Source organism: Thermococcus argininiproducens, assembly GCF_023746595.1.
In the GTDB taxonomy this organism is placed as follows: Archaea; Methanobacteriota_B; Thermococci; order Thermococcales; family Thermococcaceae; genus Thermococcus_A; species Thermococcus_A argininiproducens.
In genome coordinates this window covers 635,910-653,429 of record NZ_CP080572.1, presented here as the reverse complement: position 1 = coordinate 653,429, position 17,520 = coordinate 635,910, and the positions used below count along the sequence as shown (strand labels likewise).

Here is a 17,520-nt window from a genome sequence, read left to right as displayed (position 1 = left end):
AATTAGATCTCCTTTCCCTCAATCCTTACCCTAAGCTCCTCAGCAAACCAATTCACCCTTTGTGGGAATGGTATCTCTATTCCCTCTCTTTCGAGAGTATCCTTTATCTTCTGGAGTATTTGAGTTCTTACATCAAACCACTTCTCACTAGGTGCCCATGCCCTAACAGCTATGTGGACACCATTATCCCCAAGATTATCTACAAAAACTGCCGGCTCGGGTTCTGCTAAGACGTATGGCATTTCATCAAGCATTCTTTTTATGAGATCAATGGTTTTCTGAATGTCTTCTTTATACGCTATAGTTACAATAATATCAACTCTCCTCGCAGGGTATTTCTGGAGATTTTTTATATCACTGTTAAAGAGCTTTTCATTTGGAATCCTTACTAAAAGGCCATCCCACGTTCTTATTCTAGTGGAGAGTATCCTTATATCGTGGACAATGCCCGAGTAACCACCAACTTCAACAGGATCCCCAATTTTGAGAGGCTTATCAAAATACATGAAAATTCCCGAAACGAAGTTTGCAACAACAGTCTGAGAAGCAAATCCCAAAACAATACCCGTTATACCTGCTGCCGCTAATAAGGTAGTTAATTTTCCTGTGAAGCCTGCTATATTAAGAGCTATAAAAAACGCTAAGATAACCAAGATATAATAAAAGAGCTTTGCTTTAAGTTGAACTTCTGGAAGCCTTTGTTGAGGAGTACGCATTATCCAATAGTCCTTTGACTTCTTAGCAAGGAGGTAAGAGAAGTAAAAGACTAAGAATGCTGTTAGCAGATTGCTTAAACTTGTCCCTAAAACTTCATAGGAAAGAATTCCAAGAGCATCAAATGAATACACAACTGCGATTATGATGATTAAGTTATGGAGGGTTGACGCTGTATCTTCGTTCACTATCCATACATACTTGGTGCTTCTTGAAAGGTTGATAAGGTATCTCTTGACGATCTTAGCAAACACAAGACCGATCAAAAGAATTAACACCGCTTTAATCACTGCACCTATAGTTAAAGTTAGAAAAAGATTCTCACCAAACACTCCCTGTTCAAAAATAGTGGATACATTAGTAACATTCATCTCTCACCACCTCATGAGAAAGTTTGGAAGAGCTAGTTCAATTCCCACAGAGTTTAATCCCTCCTTCGGAGGTCTCCCAGTATTGTTAACTTCTGGAATGTGATCTTTAATCGTGATAACAATCAATGGATAATAAGCTTTTTTATCCTTATAATACATTGGAGTCCCTTTTATTGGAATTACCACTCTATCAAGCGATTTCCACTCAGTGGAGGGATTCGAGACGATCAATTTTGCTACTCCCAAACTATCTGGTTCCTCCAGATAAAAGGGACTTATGTGATATCTACTTATAATTCCCGATTCCAGTGTCCCGTACAAAGCATATTTCTCTCTGCCCAAGATGAAATGGTCTATAGTTAGGTTTCCAACCTTTACATCGATCTCTATAGGAGCCTCAACAAACCCAATTAAAGAATCCTGTGGGGGAAGCACGACTGGTTCCTTAAATTTTATCATTAGAAGTTTTACTCCATAACCAGTTGCAGGAGAAGGCAATATTCTGAGCTTTTCTCCACTATTTTTAATGAGTCTCTCCACATTGTCCCGCCTATACCTAATCACTCCACCTTTATCCTCAAGGAGGTGGATTTTTCTCCCGGCAATTCGTATAAACTTAGTTTTTAGTTCATGTTCCTCAAACATGTTAAGAAATATGAAAGAAAAGATATAAGTTTTGCTCAAATCTTTTCAAACTCTATGTCCTCTATTTTTATGTGTGTAAAGATGTTCACGCCTTCACTGATAAAAACACCCTTGCTCTCTATGGGAACCGGAAGTGGTGCTGTTAATGTGGCTTCACCCTGTCCTTGGGCATTTCCAAAGGTATATGTCCATCTAACATTTGACACTCTAAATGATTTTCCTCCTAGGGTAATACTTCCGTCAGGGTTTATCTCATAGTTAAACATGTATCCCATGACTCCCCACGAATCTTTCTTAGCTTTGTAAAGATCCTCTCCTGCAATTGCCTCCCATATTCCGAAGGTATAAAAACCATACCAGCTTGTGTAGATATTGCCTACATCAGGAATATTAGAAATTATCCCAATATCTCCTTCCTGATATGGCATTGAACTCATATCTCCGACTGCTGCAGGATTATAGAAAAGGAATTTTTGATCTCCATAGGTTATGGAGATTCCAATAACATCTCCTCCTCCCATGTATACTGCTCCATATAATGTCATGAAGTCAAGAGAAGGTAGAAGGAAGAATGTATCACTATCTTCAGTCCTCTCCTTTACCCAAACTTTGAATTCTAGTGGATTTTCCATCTCCTCCCCTTTAATAGGGGTTATTTTTCCGTAATATTCATAGACTTCAAATTCACCTAGATCTACTTTCTGCTGTTCTCCTGTCTCCATATTAATCTGATTTCCATATACATGTATTTTCACTTTTCCACGTTTCTTTTCCACTTCATATTCGTAAATCTCCCCTCCTTCTTCCGTCCTGACCCGAAGATAGTATTTAATGTAAACTATCAGATACTGTTCCCCGTCTATTGTTACTGGATGATAAGCATCCCAAGGAGTTTCCCAAATTGCAGGAGCCTGAGTTTCAGTAGAGGTTTCTGGTGGAGACTCCGTTGTAGTATACTCCTCAGTTTCTGTGACAGACTCACTTTGACTTTCAGTATAGCTTTCTATGACGCTGCTTGCTTCTTCCTTAATGCTCTCAGTGATCTTTTCTCCGCCTATACAGCCGCTAATTATCACAAGCCCTACTAAAAGCAGGGCCAGAGTGTAGCCAATTTTCCTCATCATTCCCACCCCTAAGAGTCCGCAAAAAACAAAGCGGACAAGAACATAGTATAAAAATTATTAAGGCGCGTAAGTATAAATAGTTTTCTAAATCTTCAAATAAATTCCCAAGATCAAAAAAGAATCTAATGGTTAAGATTTTAGTAGATACGGATCCTCCAGAATTTCAAGAAAGTATATCCACCTCAACCCTCTATCTTCTGCTATCATCTTTGGTATGTCAACAGCTAAGGGCACTTTTTGGATCACTGCAATATCCGAACTTGCAACTACTTCAAACCTCTTCAAATCATGGTCTGGAGATTTAGATAGGCTAACTTTTCCAGGAACCTTAAATCTCACCATAATTTCCTCAGTCAACTTAGCTATTTCTCCGCTCCTGCTCACAGGAGAATCGTATAAAAACCATGCTTCTTTAACCCCCATATTACTCAAGAACCCTACTAGTAGCTCAAGAATTTTTGATGTATCCTCATGTAGCCTGTAACCTCCTTGATGTTTTAAATCTCTTAAAAAGCCATCTTCACATAGAATTGCCTCTCCCCCCAGTAGAGATTCAAGAGTTATCAGGACGTTAAATCCATCGATGCCAATAACTTTCCCCCTGAGCTCATCTTTTTTTAGCAGTTTCCTTTTCCTTTCTTCGATTTCCTTATCTGAGAAAACACATCTCATTAAAAAGTACCTCTCTTTGGAAGTGAGAAGATAGTGGTTAGCCACGAATTCAAGGGCATACTTTTTCCTATACCCTCGGTTCAGCAGATATTTTAAATCTTCGTAAGCCAAAAATAACATTATACCACCTTTTCCAAGATTTCGTCACCAGCGTGTATCCTAATCCTAACCCTCCCACTCAAAAGAGAGCTTTTAACTTTCTTTGTAAGGATCTCATCCACCTGGAATATTCCAGCTAAATGCTTCATCCAAGCTTCCACGAGGATAGGAGCCTCAGGGTCTCCTTCTTTTATCTCCACTTTATCTATAGCTAGTGCTGAAACTGCATGTATATCCACCTTATCCCTCTTGTAGGCCAATCTACTTCTCCCCTCCTCCATATCACACCCATCTGCTATGGTAACACAGCTCCCCTCAATTGTCGTACATGGAACGGCTTCGTCATGGGTGTAGATGGCATTTAAAGTAAGTGCCTTTAGAAGAAGCCAATCTTCCTTCTCGAATTTTTTAGCGAGGCCATCCACCATGGGTTCAGCTAAAAGAACACTAAACTCATAGTGATTATCCCTGTGGATCATATTCCCGATATCATGAAACAGGGCCCCAAAAGCCACTATAAACTTGCTCCATTCAAAAGACTTACCGAGTTGCTCAGCTGTAGTCTTGATTCCGAACCTTTTGAGAATATTCAAGACCTCAAGAGCTCTTCTCGTGGTTAAAAGCACATGTATAGCACCATGGTCATTAAACCGATAAATATTAAGGACTATGTAGTTTGTTGTATCAAAATAGTGCTTATATTCTCTGTAAGTCATCTCATAAAGAGAGTAAAGCTCATCATTCCCTAAAAGCCTCTTTATCTCACCCAAAAGCTGTTCTTCGGTGTACATTTTCTCACCTCCTTATCTAGAAGGAATTCATTGGATTTAAAAGTTTTTGAAGAGAAGAAATAAGAATCTGGAGCCCAGCGATTTGGTAGCCCCGCGGGGATTCGAACCCCGGTCGCGGGATCCAGAGTCCCGCATGCTTGGCCACTACACCACGGGGCTGCGCCCGATGTTAAGTTAAGGGGGAGATTTATAAACCTTACCAGTGTGACCTACCTTACCTTGAGGGGCGAGGCTTCGTAGAGCTCATGCACTCTTACTCTCACTGGTCGGGTCACGCGGCCACTACCGGCTATTTCCCTAACGGGAGAATCGCTGGCTGCCTATTAAATGTACAACCAGGCTAAAGCCTGTCCAAGACCTCACAGTCTTGTAGTGGCTCGAATATTGTCTAACGGTTGATATTTAACTTTTTCGATGCCTACCTTTGGGTGTTTACATCCCTGCCTTAAAGGAGGAGGCTTTCACTAGATAAGAAAATGAACCTCTTAACATTTTTTTGTTAATTTTTATCAGAAACATTTTTATTTTTGCTATTTAAGTGTTTATTGGTGATAGTGTGAAAACAGTCATATGCCCATATTGCGGTTTTGGTTGCAAACTTCTTGTTGATCCTCAAACACTAATTGTTAAACCTCACAAAGGCAAACCAAACAGAGGAAAGTTATGTCCGAAAGGACTTTACGCAATAGAGTTCGCTCTCTCAAAGGACAGAATCAAAAAACCATTAAAACGAGATAAAAAATTTTTAAGACCAATAACATGGGGAGAGGCTATTGAAGAAATTTCCCATAGACTTCTCGAAATAAAGGAGTTCTATGGACCAGATGCCGTGGCCTTCATAGCCTCCTCAAAGATTACCAATGAAGAAAATTACCTCCTCCAGAAAATTGCAAGACTCTTTGGAACTAATAACATTGACAACTGTGCAAGACTCTGCCACGAAGCAAGTGTTCATGCACTTAAAACAACTGTAGGGACTGGTACTCAAACAAATCCCTATGAAGATCTAGAGAACTTTGGAGCCATACTTATATGGGGCTATAATCCAGCTGAAACCCATCCTGTAATCATACGCTATATAAAGAGTGCTAAGAAGAAAGGGGCCAAAGTAATCGTTGTTGATGTTCGTGAGACTATTACAATGAATTTCGCTGATTATAAGTTTATCATAAAGCCTGGCACCGATATAGTACTTGCCAATGCCATGATACATACTATCATCAAAGAAGAACTCTACAACGACGACTTCATTAAAAGCAGGACTACTGGTTTTTCAGAGATTAGAATGGCCACCATGAAATATACTCCTCAATATGCAGAAAAAGTTACTGGAGTCCCTGCATCACTTATCCAAAAGGCTGCAAAAGACTTTGCTTTAGCTGGAAGCGGAGCCATTATGTGGGGCATGGGGTTAACCCAGCATGTTTCTGGAGTTGAAAACGTCCTTGCTATTATAGACCTTGCTCTTCTTCTGGGGTATATTGGAAATAAGGGTGGCCTTTATCCAATGCGAGGACAAAACAATGTCCAGGGAGCAGCTTATATGGGTGCCCTCAGTGAATTTTTACCTGGATACATACCTCTAGAAAATGAAAAGTTTAGGAAGAGAGTTGCCTCACTCTGGGGTGTTGAGGATCTTCCAACAGAAAGAGGGCTCTACTTAACCGAACTTTGGGACGCAATAGAAAGAGGAGACATAAAAGCGCTTTATATCGTGGGAGAGAATCCCGCTGTTAGTGAAGCCAACTTCACCAGGGTTAGAAAAGCCCTCAGAAAGCTAGATCTTCTAGTGGTACAAGATTTGTTTATTACACGTACAGCTAAGTATGCCCATTATATTCTTCCTGCTTCAGCTTTTTGTGAAAAAGAGGGCTCCTATATGAACAGTGAACGCAGGCTCCAATGGAGTGAGAAAGTTTACGAGCCTCTAGCAGACTCTAAACCTGATTGGGAAATACTAACACTAGTGGGAAAGGCCCTTGGATTGCCCGGCTTTGAGTACTCTAGTGTGGAGGAAATAACAGAAGAATACTTCCACCTATTTCCTGAACTAGAAGAAAAGAGCGTAAAAGATCTTAAAGAAGGAAAGGAAATGTTTCTACCCAAGAAAAGACTTCACACGTGGGAATTTGCAACTCCAGATGGGAAAGCACGACTTATAGCTGTGGAACAAATCCCTCCATGGGAGAGCACCAACGAAGAATATCCATTCGCCCTAACAACAGTAAGACTCATAAGTCACTATAATACGGGTGAAATGACATTGAGGAGCCCCTCTTTAACTAAACTCATGGGAGAACCAAAAATCCTGATAAATGTAGAGGACGCAAAAGATCTTCACATAGAAGATAACGATCTCGTGGAAATTGAAACAAGACGAGGAAAAATACGTATGAGGGTGAAAATCGGAAAAGTAGCCCGTGGGGTAGTAGCAGTTCCATTCCATTTTAAAGCTAACAAGATTACCAATAATGCCCTTAACAAGGCAGGAACACCAGAATTCAAGTTTTCAGCAGCGAAAATAAGAAAACTTAAAAGTGGAAAGCCCATTCCGGATAATTACCTGTAAGACAGGCCAGACATAGCTCTCCTTTTCCTACAGCTTTTTTTAGTCCATCTACACTAAGATATGCCAGGCTATCCGCGTTTATAGCTTTTTTGACTCTTTCAATGCCCCCAAATGCTGCTATTAACTCATGCCTAGTTGGAATGTCTATCCCCATATAACAAGGATGTCTTATCGGTGGAGATGCTATTCTTACATGAACCTCCTTCGCCCCAGCTTTCCTTAACATTGCCACAATTCTTCTCATTGTGGTCCCTCTAACTATAGAATCATCAATAAGAACTACACGTTTTCCACTGACAATCTCCCTGACAGGAGAAAGCTTGAGTTTTACTTTAAGTTCTCTATAAAACTGACCAGGCATTATGAAAGTTCTACCTATGTAACGGTTCTTTATTAATCCCTCCGCGTAGGGTATTCCACTTACCTGAGAAAACCCTAGTGCAGCAGCCCTCCCTGAATCAGGTACTGGTATAACGACATCCGCATTTGCTGGACTTTCTCGTGCAAGTTCACGGCCCATTTTAACACGAGCTGAATACACACTTACACCATCAAGAACACTATCTGGCCGAGCAAAATATATGTACTCAAAAACACAGTGATGGTGTTTCTCCTTAGCTAGGACCTTATTCTCAACCTCATCAGAGATTAAAAACACCTCTCCAGGTGTAACGTCCCTGATATCTTCAACAAAAAGTCTCAAAGCAGAGTCTTCCGAGGCAAAATAATGACCATCTCCCATACCATAGCTAAGGGGCCTGAACCCAACCGGATCTCGGGCAACCAAGATTTTACCATCAAAAAGAAAAGCAACAGAGTAAGCTCCTTTAACCTCATTAAAGACTTCTCTCATAGCTTCAAACTCATCACCGGTTTCTCTCAAATGCCAGAGAAAAGAAATCCCTAAAAGCTCTGAATCAACCGAGTGCTTAAATTTAACACCTTTTTTCTCATATTTTCTCCTCAAGGGGAGAAAATTAGTAAGTGTCCCATTGTGAGCTACTGCTATTTTCTTCCCATGGCAAGAAGTTTCGAGAGGTTGGGTTTCATTAAGAGAGCCTGAGGTAGAGTAACGGACATGGGCAATAACCATGTTTGATTTGAGTCTTGACAGTTCGTTGCCTCGAAAAACTTCAGAGACTAGGCCCCTACCAGCCAAAGTTCGTATTTTGTGTCTCCATACACTTATTCCTGCACTCTCTTGGCCACGATGTTGAAGAGCAATAAGGGCATAGTATCCCTTTTTAGGAGCATTTTCGGTTCTGGCTGCAAAGATTCCACATTTTTCCCTCATAACTTCCCCTCGCAAAATATTAACTTATAAATGTCAATCAAATCCTAGTACTGAGAGCATTTTAACATCATTAACTTAAAAAGTTTGCCCCACTGTTTAACATTAATCTGTCAAAATAAAGCTTAAATATAGTATGATTTTACACAAACATGGTGATAGTTATGGAAATTTATGAGGGCAAAGCTAAGAAGGTAATCCCCTTGGATGACGGGAAGGTCATAATGGAGTTTAAAGATGATGCAACAGCTTTTAACGGGAAGAAAAAAGCACAATTTAAAGGCAAAGGATGGCTTAACGCTCAAATAAGTGCCATTCTCTTCAAAGTACTTGAAGAAAAGGGTATCAAAACCCACTTCATAGGAGTCGCTGGTGACAACAAGCTCATTGTAGAGAAGCTCAAAATGTATCCAGTTGAAGTCGTCGTTAGAAACGTAATCGCTGGGAGCTTGAAAAAAAGACTACCTTTAGAAGAGGGTACGGAACTTCCAGAACCAATAATAGAGCTCTATTATAAAAATGACGATCTTGGAGATCCTATGATAAACCATTACCATGCAAAAGTCCTTGGAGTGAGTGAGAGAGAACTTAAAGAAATCGAAAACATAGCCCTAAAGGTAAATGACATCTTAAAAGAGTATTTTGCTCAAAGAGGAATAATCCTAGTTGACTTTAAACTCGAGTTCGGTAAAAATGAGAGAGGCGAGATAATCCTTGGAGACGAAATAAGTCCAGATACTTGCCGTTTCTGGGATGCTGAAACAAAAGAGAGTCTCGATAAAGACGTTTTCCGTTTTGACAAAGGAGAACTTATAAATGCTTACGAGGAGCTCTATAAGCGTCTCACCGCATAAAACAACCTTTTCTTGATCTGTTTTTTATATTTTAATTCCCAAGTGACCTATCTTGCTCTAAAAGGCGAGGTTTTTGAAAAGAACATATAAAGTTATAGAAGAGAACTAAAACTTTATGTCATAATTATCCACTATTATCCCCTTATCTCTTGTAACCTTTCCAATCTCAAAGCTCGGATAGTACTTATTAAGAATTTTAAGTGCATTTTCTTTATCTTTTTCATCCACAATAACAATAAAGCCAACTCCCATATTGAACACTTTAAACATCTCATCTAAAGGCACGCCGTTCTCATGAATTAGCTTGAAAATTCCACGTATTTGGGGCATTTCAAGAGAGAAACCATAGTTAGTAATGCGCTTTAAATTAAGCAAGCCCCCACCGGTAATGTGTGCCAAACCATGAACCTCAACGCTCTCAAGGAGTTCTAAAACTGGTTTGACATAAATCCTTGTGGGTTCAAGCAGATGCCTCCACAGAGGTTTTCCATCGTACTCATACTCAAGACCATACTTTGGAATAAGAAGCTTACGGGCCAAAGTCAATCCGTTTGAATGTATTCCCGAGCTTTCTATTCCTATCACGACATCCCCAGGCTTTACTTTTTCACCACTAATAACTTTGTTCTTTTCAACAACTCCTATAGCGGTCCCAGCTAAATCCAGTCCTTCAATTAAATCAGGCATTACAGCTGTTTCTCCACCCACAATTGCAATACCTGCCTGCTTTGCCCCTTCATAAAGCCCCTTGGCTATTTCTTCAAAAATTTGATCATTTGGCTCTTTAACTGCTAGGTAATCAACCAAAGCTACTGGTTCAGCTCCCACACATACCAAATCATTTACATTCATTGCTATCATGTCTATTCCAATAGTATCGAACTTCCCTATTGCTTCTGCCACAAGGATTTTTGTTCCAACCCCATCCGTCGTCATTGCAAGATAAAAACTTCCAAAATCCATAAGTGCAGCATAATGGCCAATATCTTCTTTTGGTTCGCCAATTTTTCCTCTTCTAAACTCAAAAGTGGCCTTTGCAAGGGAAATAATACTTTTCAAAGCTTTTTGAGTTTTTTCATCATCAACACCAGCTTGAGCATATGTCAGCATGAACATCACCGAACTCAAATTAGTGTTGGGGTTTAAAAGTTTTATCATTTTTATGTTCAAAAATCCTTAAATATCTCTACAGTTTTAACATACAAACGTCAATAAATTTAGGTGATATCCATGATAAGTATTAGAGACGAAATTGGAACCCCCTTAACTGATTCTGCTGTCAAAATTCTCCTTCTTGGAAGTGGTGAATTAGGAAAGGAGATAACCATAGAAGCCCAAAGATTAGGAGTTGAAGTTATCGCAGTTGATCGATATCCAAACGCCCCAGCCATGCAGGTTGCTCATAAAAACTACGTGGGCAATATGAAGGATAAAGACTTCCTCTGGAGCATTGTGGAAAGAGAAAAACCTGATGCAATAGTACCGGAAATAGAGGCCATAAACCTCGACGCTCTATTTGAGTTTGAAAGGGAAGGTTATTTTGTAGTACCAAATGCCAAAGCAACTTGGATTGCAATGCACCGTGAAAGGACGAGAGAAACACTTGCAAAGGAAGCAAAGGTTCCAACTTCTCGTTACGCATACGCAACAACCTTAGATGAGCTTTATGATGCATGTGAGAAGATAGGGTATCCATGCCACACCAAGGCCATAATGAGCTCCAGTGGGAAGGGATCTTACTTTGTAAAAGGGCCTGAGGATATTCCAAAGGCATGGGAAGTCGCAAAAAAGAAGGCGCGTGGCAGTGCTGATAAAATAATAGTTGAAGAACACATAGATTTTGATATTGAAATAACTGAACTGGCAGTGAGACACTTTGACGAGAATGGGAAGATAGTTACTACTTTCCCAAAGCCAGTTGGCCATTATCAAATTGAAGGAGACTACCACTCAAGCTGGCAACCTGCAGAGATAAGTGAAAAGGCCGAGCGTGAGGTATATAAAATAGCCAAAAAGATTACCGATGTTCTTGGAGGTCTTGGAATCTTTGGTGTGGAGATGTTTGTTAAAGGCGATAAAGTATGGGCCAACGAAGTTTCTCCAAGGCCCCACGACACAGGAATGGTGACTATGGCATCCCATCCCACTGGCTTCTCCGAATTTGGACTCCACGTTAGGGCAATTTTAGGACTTCCAATCCCAGCGCTAGAAGAAGGTGGCATTAGAAAGTTCCCAGTTCTAACCTCTGCAGCCACCCACGTAATTCTTGCAAACCAAGAGGGCTTTAGTCCAAGATTCAAGAACGTTTTTAGGGCATTAAATGTTCCAAACACAACTATTAGGTTCTTTGGAAAGCCTGAAGCTTATAAAGGAAGGCGTCTTGGTGTTGCCCTTGCGTGGGATAGTGATGTCCAGGTTGCGAAGAAAAAAGCAGAAAAAGTCGCCCACATGGTAGAACTCAAAACAAGAAGTGGAGAATGGCAAAGCCAAGAGTTCATTAAAAAGAAGCACTTACTTTAGTCTTTATTATATTTTTCAAAACCCCTCTTCAAGGTGAGGTGGGTCACTTTCATTAGATACTCTGTTAAGACAAAAGAACCTTGAAATCACAAAAAGAAATTTAGAGAGACAGACTAAACCTCATACTCAACCTTTCATTTTCTCCCTGTAGTCTTCAAGCTTTTGCCTAAGTTCTTCATCTTTTAGGGCTAAAATCTCAATAGCAAGCAACGCTGCATTTTTTCCATTATCTATCCCAACTGTAGCAACCGGGACTCCTGGAGGCATTTGAGCAATACTTAGGAGAGAATCCAAACCATCAAGCTTTGCTGAGACTGGTACTCCTATCACAGGCTTTATTGTATGAGCCGCTATCACCCCCGGTAAAGCAGCACTTAAACCTGCTATTGCAATAAAGACATCATAGTCTTTTTTTGCTAGTTTCTCAACTTTTTCCGGGTTTCTATGAGCAGATGCTACCTCTACATCGTAGCCAACTCCGAATTCATCAAGCACTTTTGTAACTTTCTCCGCAATATGAGAATCACTCTTACTTCCCATGACCACAAGCACTTTCATTATATCACCACATCCCTCTAGAGGTTTACCCTTATAAATTTTATCATTTATATGTTAAAACAAAGCTTAAAAACAATGTATTTTAACAAATTCATGGTGAAGATCATGCGCGTTTTGCTCGTAGGTGCAGGTGGAAGGGAGAGTGCAATTGCTGAGGCTCTTTCAAAAGATTCAGAGCTTTATGTAGTTGCAAAACACCTAAATCCCGGGATTAAAAGAATTGCAAAGGAATATGGGCTTGTTAAAGAGACTGATGTTCAAAAAGTCCTTGACTTCGCTTTAAAATGGAGAGTAGATTTAGCATTTATTGGGCCCGAAGCTCCTCTTGAAAAGGGTATTGTCAATGTTCTCGAGGAAAATGGAATTCCAACAGTTGGACCTTCAAAAGAAGCAGCCCGACTTGAAACAAACAAAGCCTTTGCAAGAGCATTAATGGAAAAGTACAAAATTCCAGGAAGAAAGCTATTCAAAGTTTTCAATAACGTTGCTGAGATGAAAGCATGGATAGATGAATTTGGAAAGCCTGTTGTTGTTAAACCTCTTGGACTCACTGGAGGCAAAGGAGTTAAAGTAGTCGGCTACCAGCTCAAAGACAATGAAGAGGCAAAGGAATATGCAAATGCCTTGATAGAGAAGGATGGGAAAGTTCTCGTTGAGGAAAGAACTGATGGCGTGGAGTTCACGTTCCAAGTTTTCACAGATGGAAAGAAAGTTATTCCAATGCCTCTCGCCCAGGACTACCCTCACGCATATGAGGGTGATGTGGGCCCAATAACAGGAGGTATGGGTTCTTATTCCTGCGAAGACCATTTGCTACCATTTGTGCCAAGAGAAGATTATCACAAAGCTCTTGAGACTCTGAAAAAAACTGTTGAAGCTATGTATAAAGAGGGAACTCCTTACAAAGGTATTCTATATGGCCAGTTTATGCTTGCAAACGATGAACCAAAGATTATAGAGTTCAATGCCCGTTTTGGGGATCCAGAGGCCATGAACGTTCTACCAATTTTAAGAACTTCTCTTGTAGAGATTGGAGAAGGAATTGTTGATGGTAATCTAAAGAAAGCAGAGTTTGAGAAAAAAGCCACCGTTGTAAAGTATATAGCACCCAAAGGTTATCCCACTGATCCAATCAAGGGAGTTAAGGTTCAAATCAGTGAGGATAAAATCAGAGAAGAAGGGGCTAAGGTCTACTATGCCTCGGTAGATGAAAACTTCACAATGCTTGGCTCAAGAGCACTAGCAATTGTTGGAATTGCTGATTCTCTCGAAGAAGCGGAAAAAATAGCTTCTGCAGGGATAAAGCATGTTAAGGGTGAAATTTTCTACCGCGCCGATGTAGGAACTAAAGAGAGCATCGCAAAAAGGATGGAACTCATGAAAGCAATTAGAGGTGAGTGAAATGATTGAAAGAGAGCAGATTCTAGAGGTTTTAAAAAATTACGATAAAGAGAACATAATTATAGGGGCGATTGGGAGCCACTCTGCTCTTGACATAGCAGATGGGGCCAAGGCTGAGGGCTTCAAAATCCTAATTGTTTCCCAAAAGGGAAGACACAAAACTTATGCAAGATATTTCAAAGAAAAGACAACAAAGGATGGTCTGACAAAGGGCTTTATCGATGAAGTAATTGTTTTGGAGAAGTTTGGCAAGATCATCGATATCCAGGAAGAACTGAGGAGGAAGAACGTTATCTTCGTCCCTAACCGCTCATTTGTGGTTTACACTGGGATAGACAGAGTGGAGAATGAGTTCCTAGTACCTCTCTTTGGAAGTAGAAACCTATTAAGGAGCGAAGAAAGGAGTGAGGAGAAGAGCTACTACTGGCTCTTAGAGAAAGCTGGCTTACCCTACCCTGAACCAGTTAAACCAGAGGAAATTGACGATGTCGGTCTCGTTATAGTCAAACTCCCTCACGCAAAGAAGAGACTTGAGCGTGGTTTCTTCACCGCTGCAAGCTATAAAGAGTTTAGAGAAAAAGCTGAGAAGCTTATAAAGCTCGGTGTAATCACTGAGGAAGATTTGACCAAAGCAAGGATTGAACGCTATATTATCGGCCCCGTATTCAACTTCGACTTCTTCTACTCACCAATAGATGAAGATATTGAGCTCCTTGGAATAGACTGGCGCTTTGAGACAAGTTTGGATGGGCATGTTAGATTGCCAGCTCCTCAGCAATTAACTTTGCCCGAGCACCAGTTTGAACCTGAGTACACCGTTTGTGGTCATGCATCATCAACACTTAGAGAATCTTTGCTTGAGAAGGTCTTTGATATGGCCGAACGCTATGTAGAGGCTGCGAAGAAGTACTACTCACCCGGCGTTATTGGGCCCTTTACACTCCAAACGGCCGTTGACAAGGACTTAAACTTCTACATATATGATGTCGCTCCAAGAACCGGTGGTGGAACAAACATTCACATGGCTATGGGACATCCCTATGGAAACGCTCTCTGGAGGAAAGAGATGAGTACTGGAAGGAGGATTGCGCTTGAGATAAAGCGTGCTATTGAGCTGGATGAGCTTGAGAAGGTTGTTACATGAGGTGATGATCATGAAATGGAAAGCTAGAGTTGTAGTTCGCTTAAAAGAAGGGTTAAACGACCCAGAAGGAAGAGTAATTGGAAAGGCTCTCAAGAATTTGGGCTATAAAATTGATGAGTTGAAGGTTCCAAAGTACTTTGAACTCACTTTTGAAAGCGAAAATCCTGAAGAAGACGTAGAAGAGATGTGCCGTCGTTTGCTCGCGAACCCTGTCATACACACATACGAGTACCAGATAGAACCTTTAGGTGAGTGAGATGCCTCGCTTTGCTGTAATAGTGTTCCCTGGAACAAACTGCGACTTTGAAACTGTTGAAGCGATTAAAAAGGCTGGTGGAGAAGTCGAGAGAGTTTGGTATAAATCCTCACTCAAAAACTTTGATGGCGTTGTTTTGCCTGGAGGCTTCAGCTATGCCGATTATTTGAGAGCTGGAGCAATAAGTGCTAGAGCAGAGATAATGCAAGAGGTTAAAGCTCTAGCTAGTGAAGGCAAGCCAATTTTAGGAATTTGCAACGGCTTTCAAGTTTTAACCGAAAGCGGGCTTTTACCTGGAGCATTGAGACCAAACAAGATCCCAAGATTTCTCTGCAAATGGGTTCATCTCAAAGTTAGCGATACCCAAACCGCGTTTACCCAATTCTACGAAGAGGGAGAAGTCATTAGAATGCCAATAGCCCATGCTGAAGGCAATTACTACGCTGATGATTTGAGTAGGGTAAAGATAACTTTTCAATACAGCGATGAAAAGGGCAACATAGTGGATGAGACGAATCCAAACGGTTCGCTCTTGAACATAGCGGGAATAAGCAATGAGAAGGGCAACGTCTTGGGAATGATGCCCCACCCAGAGAGGGCGAGCGATAAATGGCTTGGAAGCGAGGATGGGCTAAAGGTGTTCAAATCAATGGTGGAGTATGCTAAGAGGTGATTTTTCAGAGCTAAATAGTTAGAAACCTCTTATCAATTATTTATCTTTTAGAAAACTCACCTCACCTCCAAATCCTTAGGTGTGAGCATCTTAACTCCCTCTTTCTCGCACAATTCCTTAGCTTTTTCAGTGAATCCAAATTTTGAGAAGAAAAACATCACTGCAGACCCAAACTCATTCTTAACTTTCCTGATGAACTCTTCTACATCCCTATAGGTCGCAGGCTTGTTCCTCCACTTAATCTCAAGCACATAAATCCTATCATCAAAGGCAACGCCATCAAACTCAACCTCACCTCTCCGATAAGGCTTGAAATCAAGGTCAAAAGCCTCTCTCATTCTCTCCCTAATCACAGCCTCCTTTGCGATTCCAAGCTCTTTTTTCGCCCTGAGATACTTTTCCTCCAGCTCCTTGATCAATTCTTCCAAAAATCTCTCCCCCCTAAGGTCCAGCTCAGTGATGCCAAGGTAAGTCTTTGCAAGCCAAAAGCGCATAAGCTTATCGGCAAAGTAGTATCTATCCTCTTGCCTTAAGATTAAATCCGTCCTCAAAAGGAACTTCAAGTAATTCGACACCTCACCGCTGGGCTTATTCAAACGCTTAGCAATATCTGAGAGTCTTAATCCTTCTTCTTGAGCCAATACGAGCAAAATTTGTTTGTGTATTGGGCCTTTATAAGCTCTCGAGAGCGATTCGTTGAAGAGATACTCGAAATGCATGTAAATGTCCCCCTTTTCGCTCAAAAGTTCGGTGAGAAAAGCATAGTGAACGTCTTTACGCCTGATTTTTTCAAAACTCTCTTCAATTAGACGCCTACATAGGGCTAAAACATAAAATGGGTGGCCTTGAGTGAGATTGTAAATCAACTCAAGCGCTGAGTGAGTAGTATCAACCCCAGCCCTTTCCAAAGTTGTTTTTGCAAGTGCTATTGTGTCTTCTTTTGGTAGGCCCCTGAGATAAATCCGCCTGAATTGACCAAAGAAGGGGTTCTTTGGAGCCAAAATTTCCTCCATCATTCTTACAGCAGAACCTGAAACAAAGTACGCGATATTCCTTTGCTTTTCCGTAACAGCACGCATCGTCTCTAAGAAGCCTTTAAAGTTAAGAACCTCTTGAAATTCATCCAAAATGAAAACGGCTTTTTGTTCTGTTTTCTCTAAGATTAACTCCTGCATTTCAAAAAGAGTCCCAAGAGTTCCCTCTTTAATGGCTTTAACCTCTCTATCAAGGTTGAGTTTTGCTGACAAGATAAGCAGATCATCCCATGTTAGGAGCTCACTTCTTTCAGGTCTCATCCCTAATGCATTGGCAATTTCATAGAGGAGTTCTCTTGCGTATGCAAAGATGAAAGATTCCAAGCTTCCAATCCGCTGTAAGTTTAAATACGCTACTACACCATGAGCTTCCTTCTTAAATTTAAGAAGGAGCTCTGTTTTTCCGATTCTTCTCGGCCCAATAACAGCCACATTAACCTTCTCGTCTCTCCTTAATGAGTCATAAGCAGAATGCAATACTTTTAATTCAACCCTTCTGTCTACGAACATATTATCACCTTATAGTTTTATGCATAAAACTATAATGCATTAGAGTTTAATAGCTTTGTGGTTATCTGTTAAAGCGTCAGATAAGTATCAATCCACGGAGTTATTGTTGTGCCCGGTTATGGAATTAATTCAAACTAAAAGAAAAGCCCGTGATGATTATTCTTTACTCAAGCGAATGTATGGTGAATGAGAACAAAGGGAAAGAAGTGAATGTGATTAAAATAGTGGAGTAATCAGAGCTTTAATGTTTCACATGCCTCCATTTTCATTATTTTTACATTTTTCTGTCAAAAT

16 protein-coding genes and 1 tRNA gene are annotated in these 17,520 nt (G+C 40.6%); 7 read left to right on the top strand and 10 right to left on the bottom strand.

Annotated elements, in window-relative coordinates; genetic code table 11:
- Positions 1 to 2: 2 nt before the first annotated feature.
- From K1720_RS03445 to K1720_RS03420, 6 genes are all read right to left on the bottom strand, one after another.
- The gene (locus K1720_RS03445; RefSeq protein WP_251949950.1) at positions 3 to 1,085 is read right to left on the bottom strand and encodes a mechanosensitive ion channel family protein; all 1,083 of its coding nucleotides are present in this window, start codon (positions 1,083 to 1,085) and stop codon (positions 3 to 5) included.
- Positions 1,086 to 1,088: 3 nt separating this feature from the next.
- Positions 1,089 to 1,730, bottom strand: a complete 642-nt coding sequence (locus K1720_RS03440; RefSeq protein ID WP_251949948.1) for a DUF432 domain-containing protein — start codon at positions 1,728 to 1,730, stop codon at positions 1,089 to 1,091.
- Between the two features lie 35 nt (positions 1,731 to 1,765).
- Complete coding sequence (locus K1720_RS03435) at positions 1,766 to 2,851, bottom strand: hypothetical protein (RefSeq protein ID WP_251949946.1); 1,086 nt, start codon at positions 2,849 to 2,851, stop codon at positions 1,766 to 1,768.
- Between the two features lie 132 nt (positions 2,852 to 2,983).
- Positions 2,984 to 3,646, bottom strand: coding sequence for a DUF434 domain-containing protein (locus K1720_RS03430; RefSeq protein WP_251949943.1), 663 nt, complete (start codon positions 3,644 to 3,646; stop codon positions 2,984 to 2,986).
- On the bottom strand, positions 3,646 to 4,416 hold the full coding sequence (locus K1720_RS03425; RefSeq protein WP_251949941.1) for an HD domain-containing protein: 771 nt from the start codon (positions 4,414 to 4,416) through the stop codon (positions 3,646 to 3,648). Before K1720_RS03425 ends, K1720_RS03430 begins: the two co-directional genes overlap by 1 nt.
- A gap of 83 nt (positions 4,417 to 4,499) precedes the next feature.
- Positions 4,500 to 4,575 (bottom strand) — tRNA-Gln (locus K1720_RS03420).
- A 397-nt stretch (positions 4,576 to 4,972) separates the two neighbouring features.
- Here K1720_RS03420 and fdhF point away from each other — a divergent pair.
- The gene (fdhF, locus tag K1720_RS03415; protein WP_251949939.1) at positions 4,973 to 6,985 is read left to right on the top strand and encodes a formate dehydrogenase subunit alpha; all 2,013 of its coding nucleotides are present in this window, start codon (positions 4,973 to 4,975) and stop codon (positions 6,983 to 6,985) included.
- Here fdhF and purF read toward each other — a convergent pair.
- The gene (gene purF, locus K1720_RS03410) at positions 6,948 to 8,279 is read right to left on the bottom strand and encodes an amidophosphoribosyltransferase (RefSeq protein WP_251949937.1); all 1,332 of its coding nucleotides are present in this window, start codon (positions 8,277 to 8,279) and stop codon (positions 6,948 to 6,950) included. The two genes, fdhF and purF, sit on opposite strands and share 38 nt — an antisense overlap.
- Positions 8,280 to 8,440: 161 nt before the next feature.
- Here purF and purC point away from each other — a divergent pair, with 161 nt between their 5' ends.
- Complete coding sequence (purC, locus tag K1720_RS03405; RefSeq protein ID WP_279347072.1) at positions 8,441 to 9,130, top strand: phosphoribosylaminoimidazolesuccinocarboxamide synthase; 690 nt, start codon at positions 8,441 to 8,443, stop codon at positions 9,128 to 9,130.
- Between the two features lie 105 nt (positions 9,131 to 9,235).
- On the opposite strand, the gene purM is transcribed toward purC, so the two are convergent.
- A complete protein-coding gene (gene purM, locus K1720_RS03400; RefSeq protein ID WP_251950477.1) occupies positions 9,236 to 10,240 on the bottom strand; it encodes a phosphoribosylformylglycinamidine cyclo-ligase in 1,005 nt (334 codons plus the stop codon).
- A 120-nt stretch (positions 10,241 to 10,360) separates the two neighbouring features.
- Here purM and purT point away from each other — a divergent pair, with 120 nt between their 5' ends.
- Entirely contained in the window at positions 10,361 to 11,650 is a 1,290-nt protein-coding gene (gene purT, locus K1720_RS03395; RefSeq protein WP_251949933.1) for a phosphoribosylglycinamide formyltransferase 2, read from the top strand.
- 126 nt (positions 11,651 to 11,776) lie between these two features.
- Here the strand turns inward: purT and purE are convergent, their stop codons facing one another.
- Entirely contained in the window at positions 11,777 to 12,208 is a 432-nt protein-coding gene (purE, locus tag K1720_RS03390) for a 5-(carboxyamino)imidazole ribonucleotide mutase (RefSeq protein WP_251949931.1), read from the bottom strand.
- Positions 12,209 to 12,313: 105 nt separating this feature from the next.
- Here purE and purD point away from each other — a divergent pair, with 105 nt between their 5' ends.
- Genes purD through purQ form a run of 4 tightly spaced genes read left to right on the top strand, consistent with a single transcriptional unit; the run spans position 12,314 to position 15,682 of the window.
- Complete coding sequence (gene purD, locus K1720_RS03385; protein ID WP_251950475.1) at positions 12,314 to 13,609, top strand: phosphoribosylamine--glycine ligase; 1,296 nt, start codon at positions 12,314 to 12,316, stop codon at positions 13,607 to 13,609.
- A 1-nt stretch (position 13,610) separates the two neighbouring features.
- Positions 13,611 to 14,753 carry a formate--phosphoribosylaminoimidazolecarboxamide ligase family protein gene (locus K1720_RS03380; RefSeq protein ID WP_251949929.1) on the top strand — a complete coding sequence of 381 codons (1,143 nt, stop codon included), beginning with the start codon at positions 13,611 to 13,613 and terminating at the stop codon, positions 14,751 to 14,753.
- A 10-nt stretch (positions 14,754 to 14,763) separates the two neighbouring features.
- Entirely contained in the window at positions 14,764 to 15,009 is a 246-nt protein-coding gene (purS, locus tag K1720_RS03375) for a phosphoribosylformylglycinamidine synthase subunit PurS (protein WP_251949927.1), read from the top strand.
- A 1-nt stretch (position 15,010) separates the two neighbouring features.
- Entirely contained in the window at positions 15,011 to 15,682 is a 672-nt protein-coding gene (gene purQ / locus K1720_RS03370; protein WP_251949925.1) for a phosphoribosylformylglycinamidine synthase I, read from the top strand.
- Between the two features lie 56 nt (positions 15,683 to 15,738).
- Here purQ and K1720_RS03365 read toward each other — a convergent pair whose 3' ends face one another.
- On the bottom strand, positions 15,739 to 17,226 hold the full coding sequence (locus K1720_RS03365; protein ID WP_251949924.1) for an AAA family ATPase: 1,488 nt from the start codon (positions 17,224 to 17,226) through the stop codon (positions 15,739 to 15,741).
- Positions 17,227 to 17,520: the final 294 nt, after the last annotated feature.

Bases quoted from the DNA above. Each gene is read 5' to 3' on its own strand.
- K1720_RS03445 (WP_251949950.1), bottom strand. From the start codon at position 1,085: ATGAATGTTACTAATGTATCCACTATTTTTGAACAGGGAGTGTTTGGT.
- K1720_RS03440 (WP_251949948.1), bottom strand. From the start codon at position 1,730: ATGTTTGAGGAACATGAACTAAAAACTAAGTTTATACGAATTGCCGGG.
- K1720_RS03435 (WP_251949946.1), bottom strand. From the start codon at position 2,851: ATGAGGAAAATTGGCTACACTCTGGCCCTGCTTTTAGTAGGGCTTGTG.
- K1720_RS03430 (WP_251949943.1), bottom strand. From the start codon at position 3,646: ATGTTATTTTTGGCTTACGAAGATTTAAAATATCTGCTGAACCGAGGG.
- K1720_RS03425 (WP_251949941.1), bottom strand. From the start codon at position 4,416: ATGTACACCGAAGAACAGCTTTTGGGTGAGATAAAGAGGCTTTTAGGG.
- purF (WP_251949937.1), bottom strand. From the start codon at position 8,279: ATGAGGGAAAAATGTGGAATCTTTGCAGCCAGAACCGAAAATGCTCCT.
- purC (WP_279347072.1), top strand. From the start codon at position 8,441: ATGGAAATTTATGAGGGCAAAGCTAAGAAGGTAATCCCCTTGGATGAC.
- purM (WP_251950477.1), bottom strand. From the start codon at position 10,240: ATGCTGACATATGCTCAAGCTGGTGTTGATGATGAAAAAACTCAAAAA.
- purT (WP_251949933.1), top strand. From the start codon at position 10,361: ATGATAAGTATTAGAGACGAAATTGGAACCCCCTTAACTGATTCTGCT.
- purE (WP_251949931.1), bottom strand. From the start codon at position 12,208: ATGAAAGTGCTTGTGGTCATGGGAAGTAAGAGTGATTCTCATATTGCG.
- purD (WP_251950475.1), top strand. From the start codon at position 12,314: ATGCGCGTTTTGCTCGTAGGTGCAGGTGGAAGGGAGAGTGCAATTGCT.
- K1720_RS03380 (WP_251949929.1), top strand. From the start codon at position 13,611: ATGATTGAAAGAGAGCAGATTCTAGAGGTTTTAAAAAATTACGATAAA.
- purS (WP_251949927.1), top strand. From the start codon at position 14,764: ATGAAATGGAAAGCTAGAGTTGTAGTTCGCTTAAAAGAAGGGTTAAAC.
- purQ (WP_251949925.1), top strand. From the start codon at position 15,011: ATGCCTCGCTTTGCTGTAATAGTGTTCCCTGGAACAAACTGCGACTTT.
- K1720_RS03365 (WP_251949924.1), bottom strand. From the start codon at position 17,226: ATGTTCGTAGACAGAAGGGTTGAATTAAAAGTATTGCATTCTGCTTAT.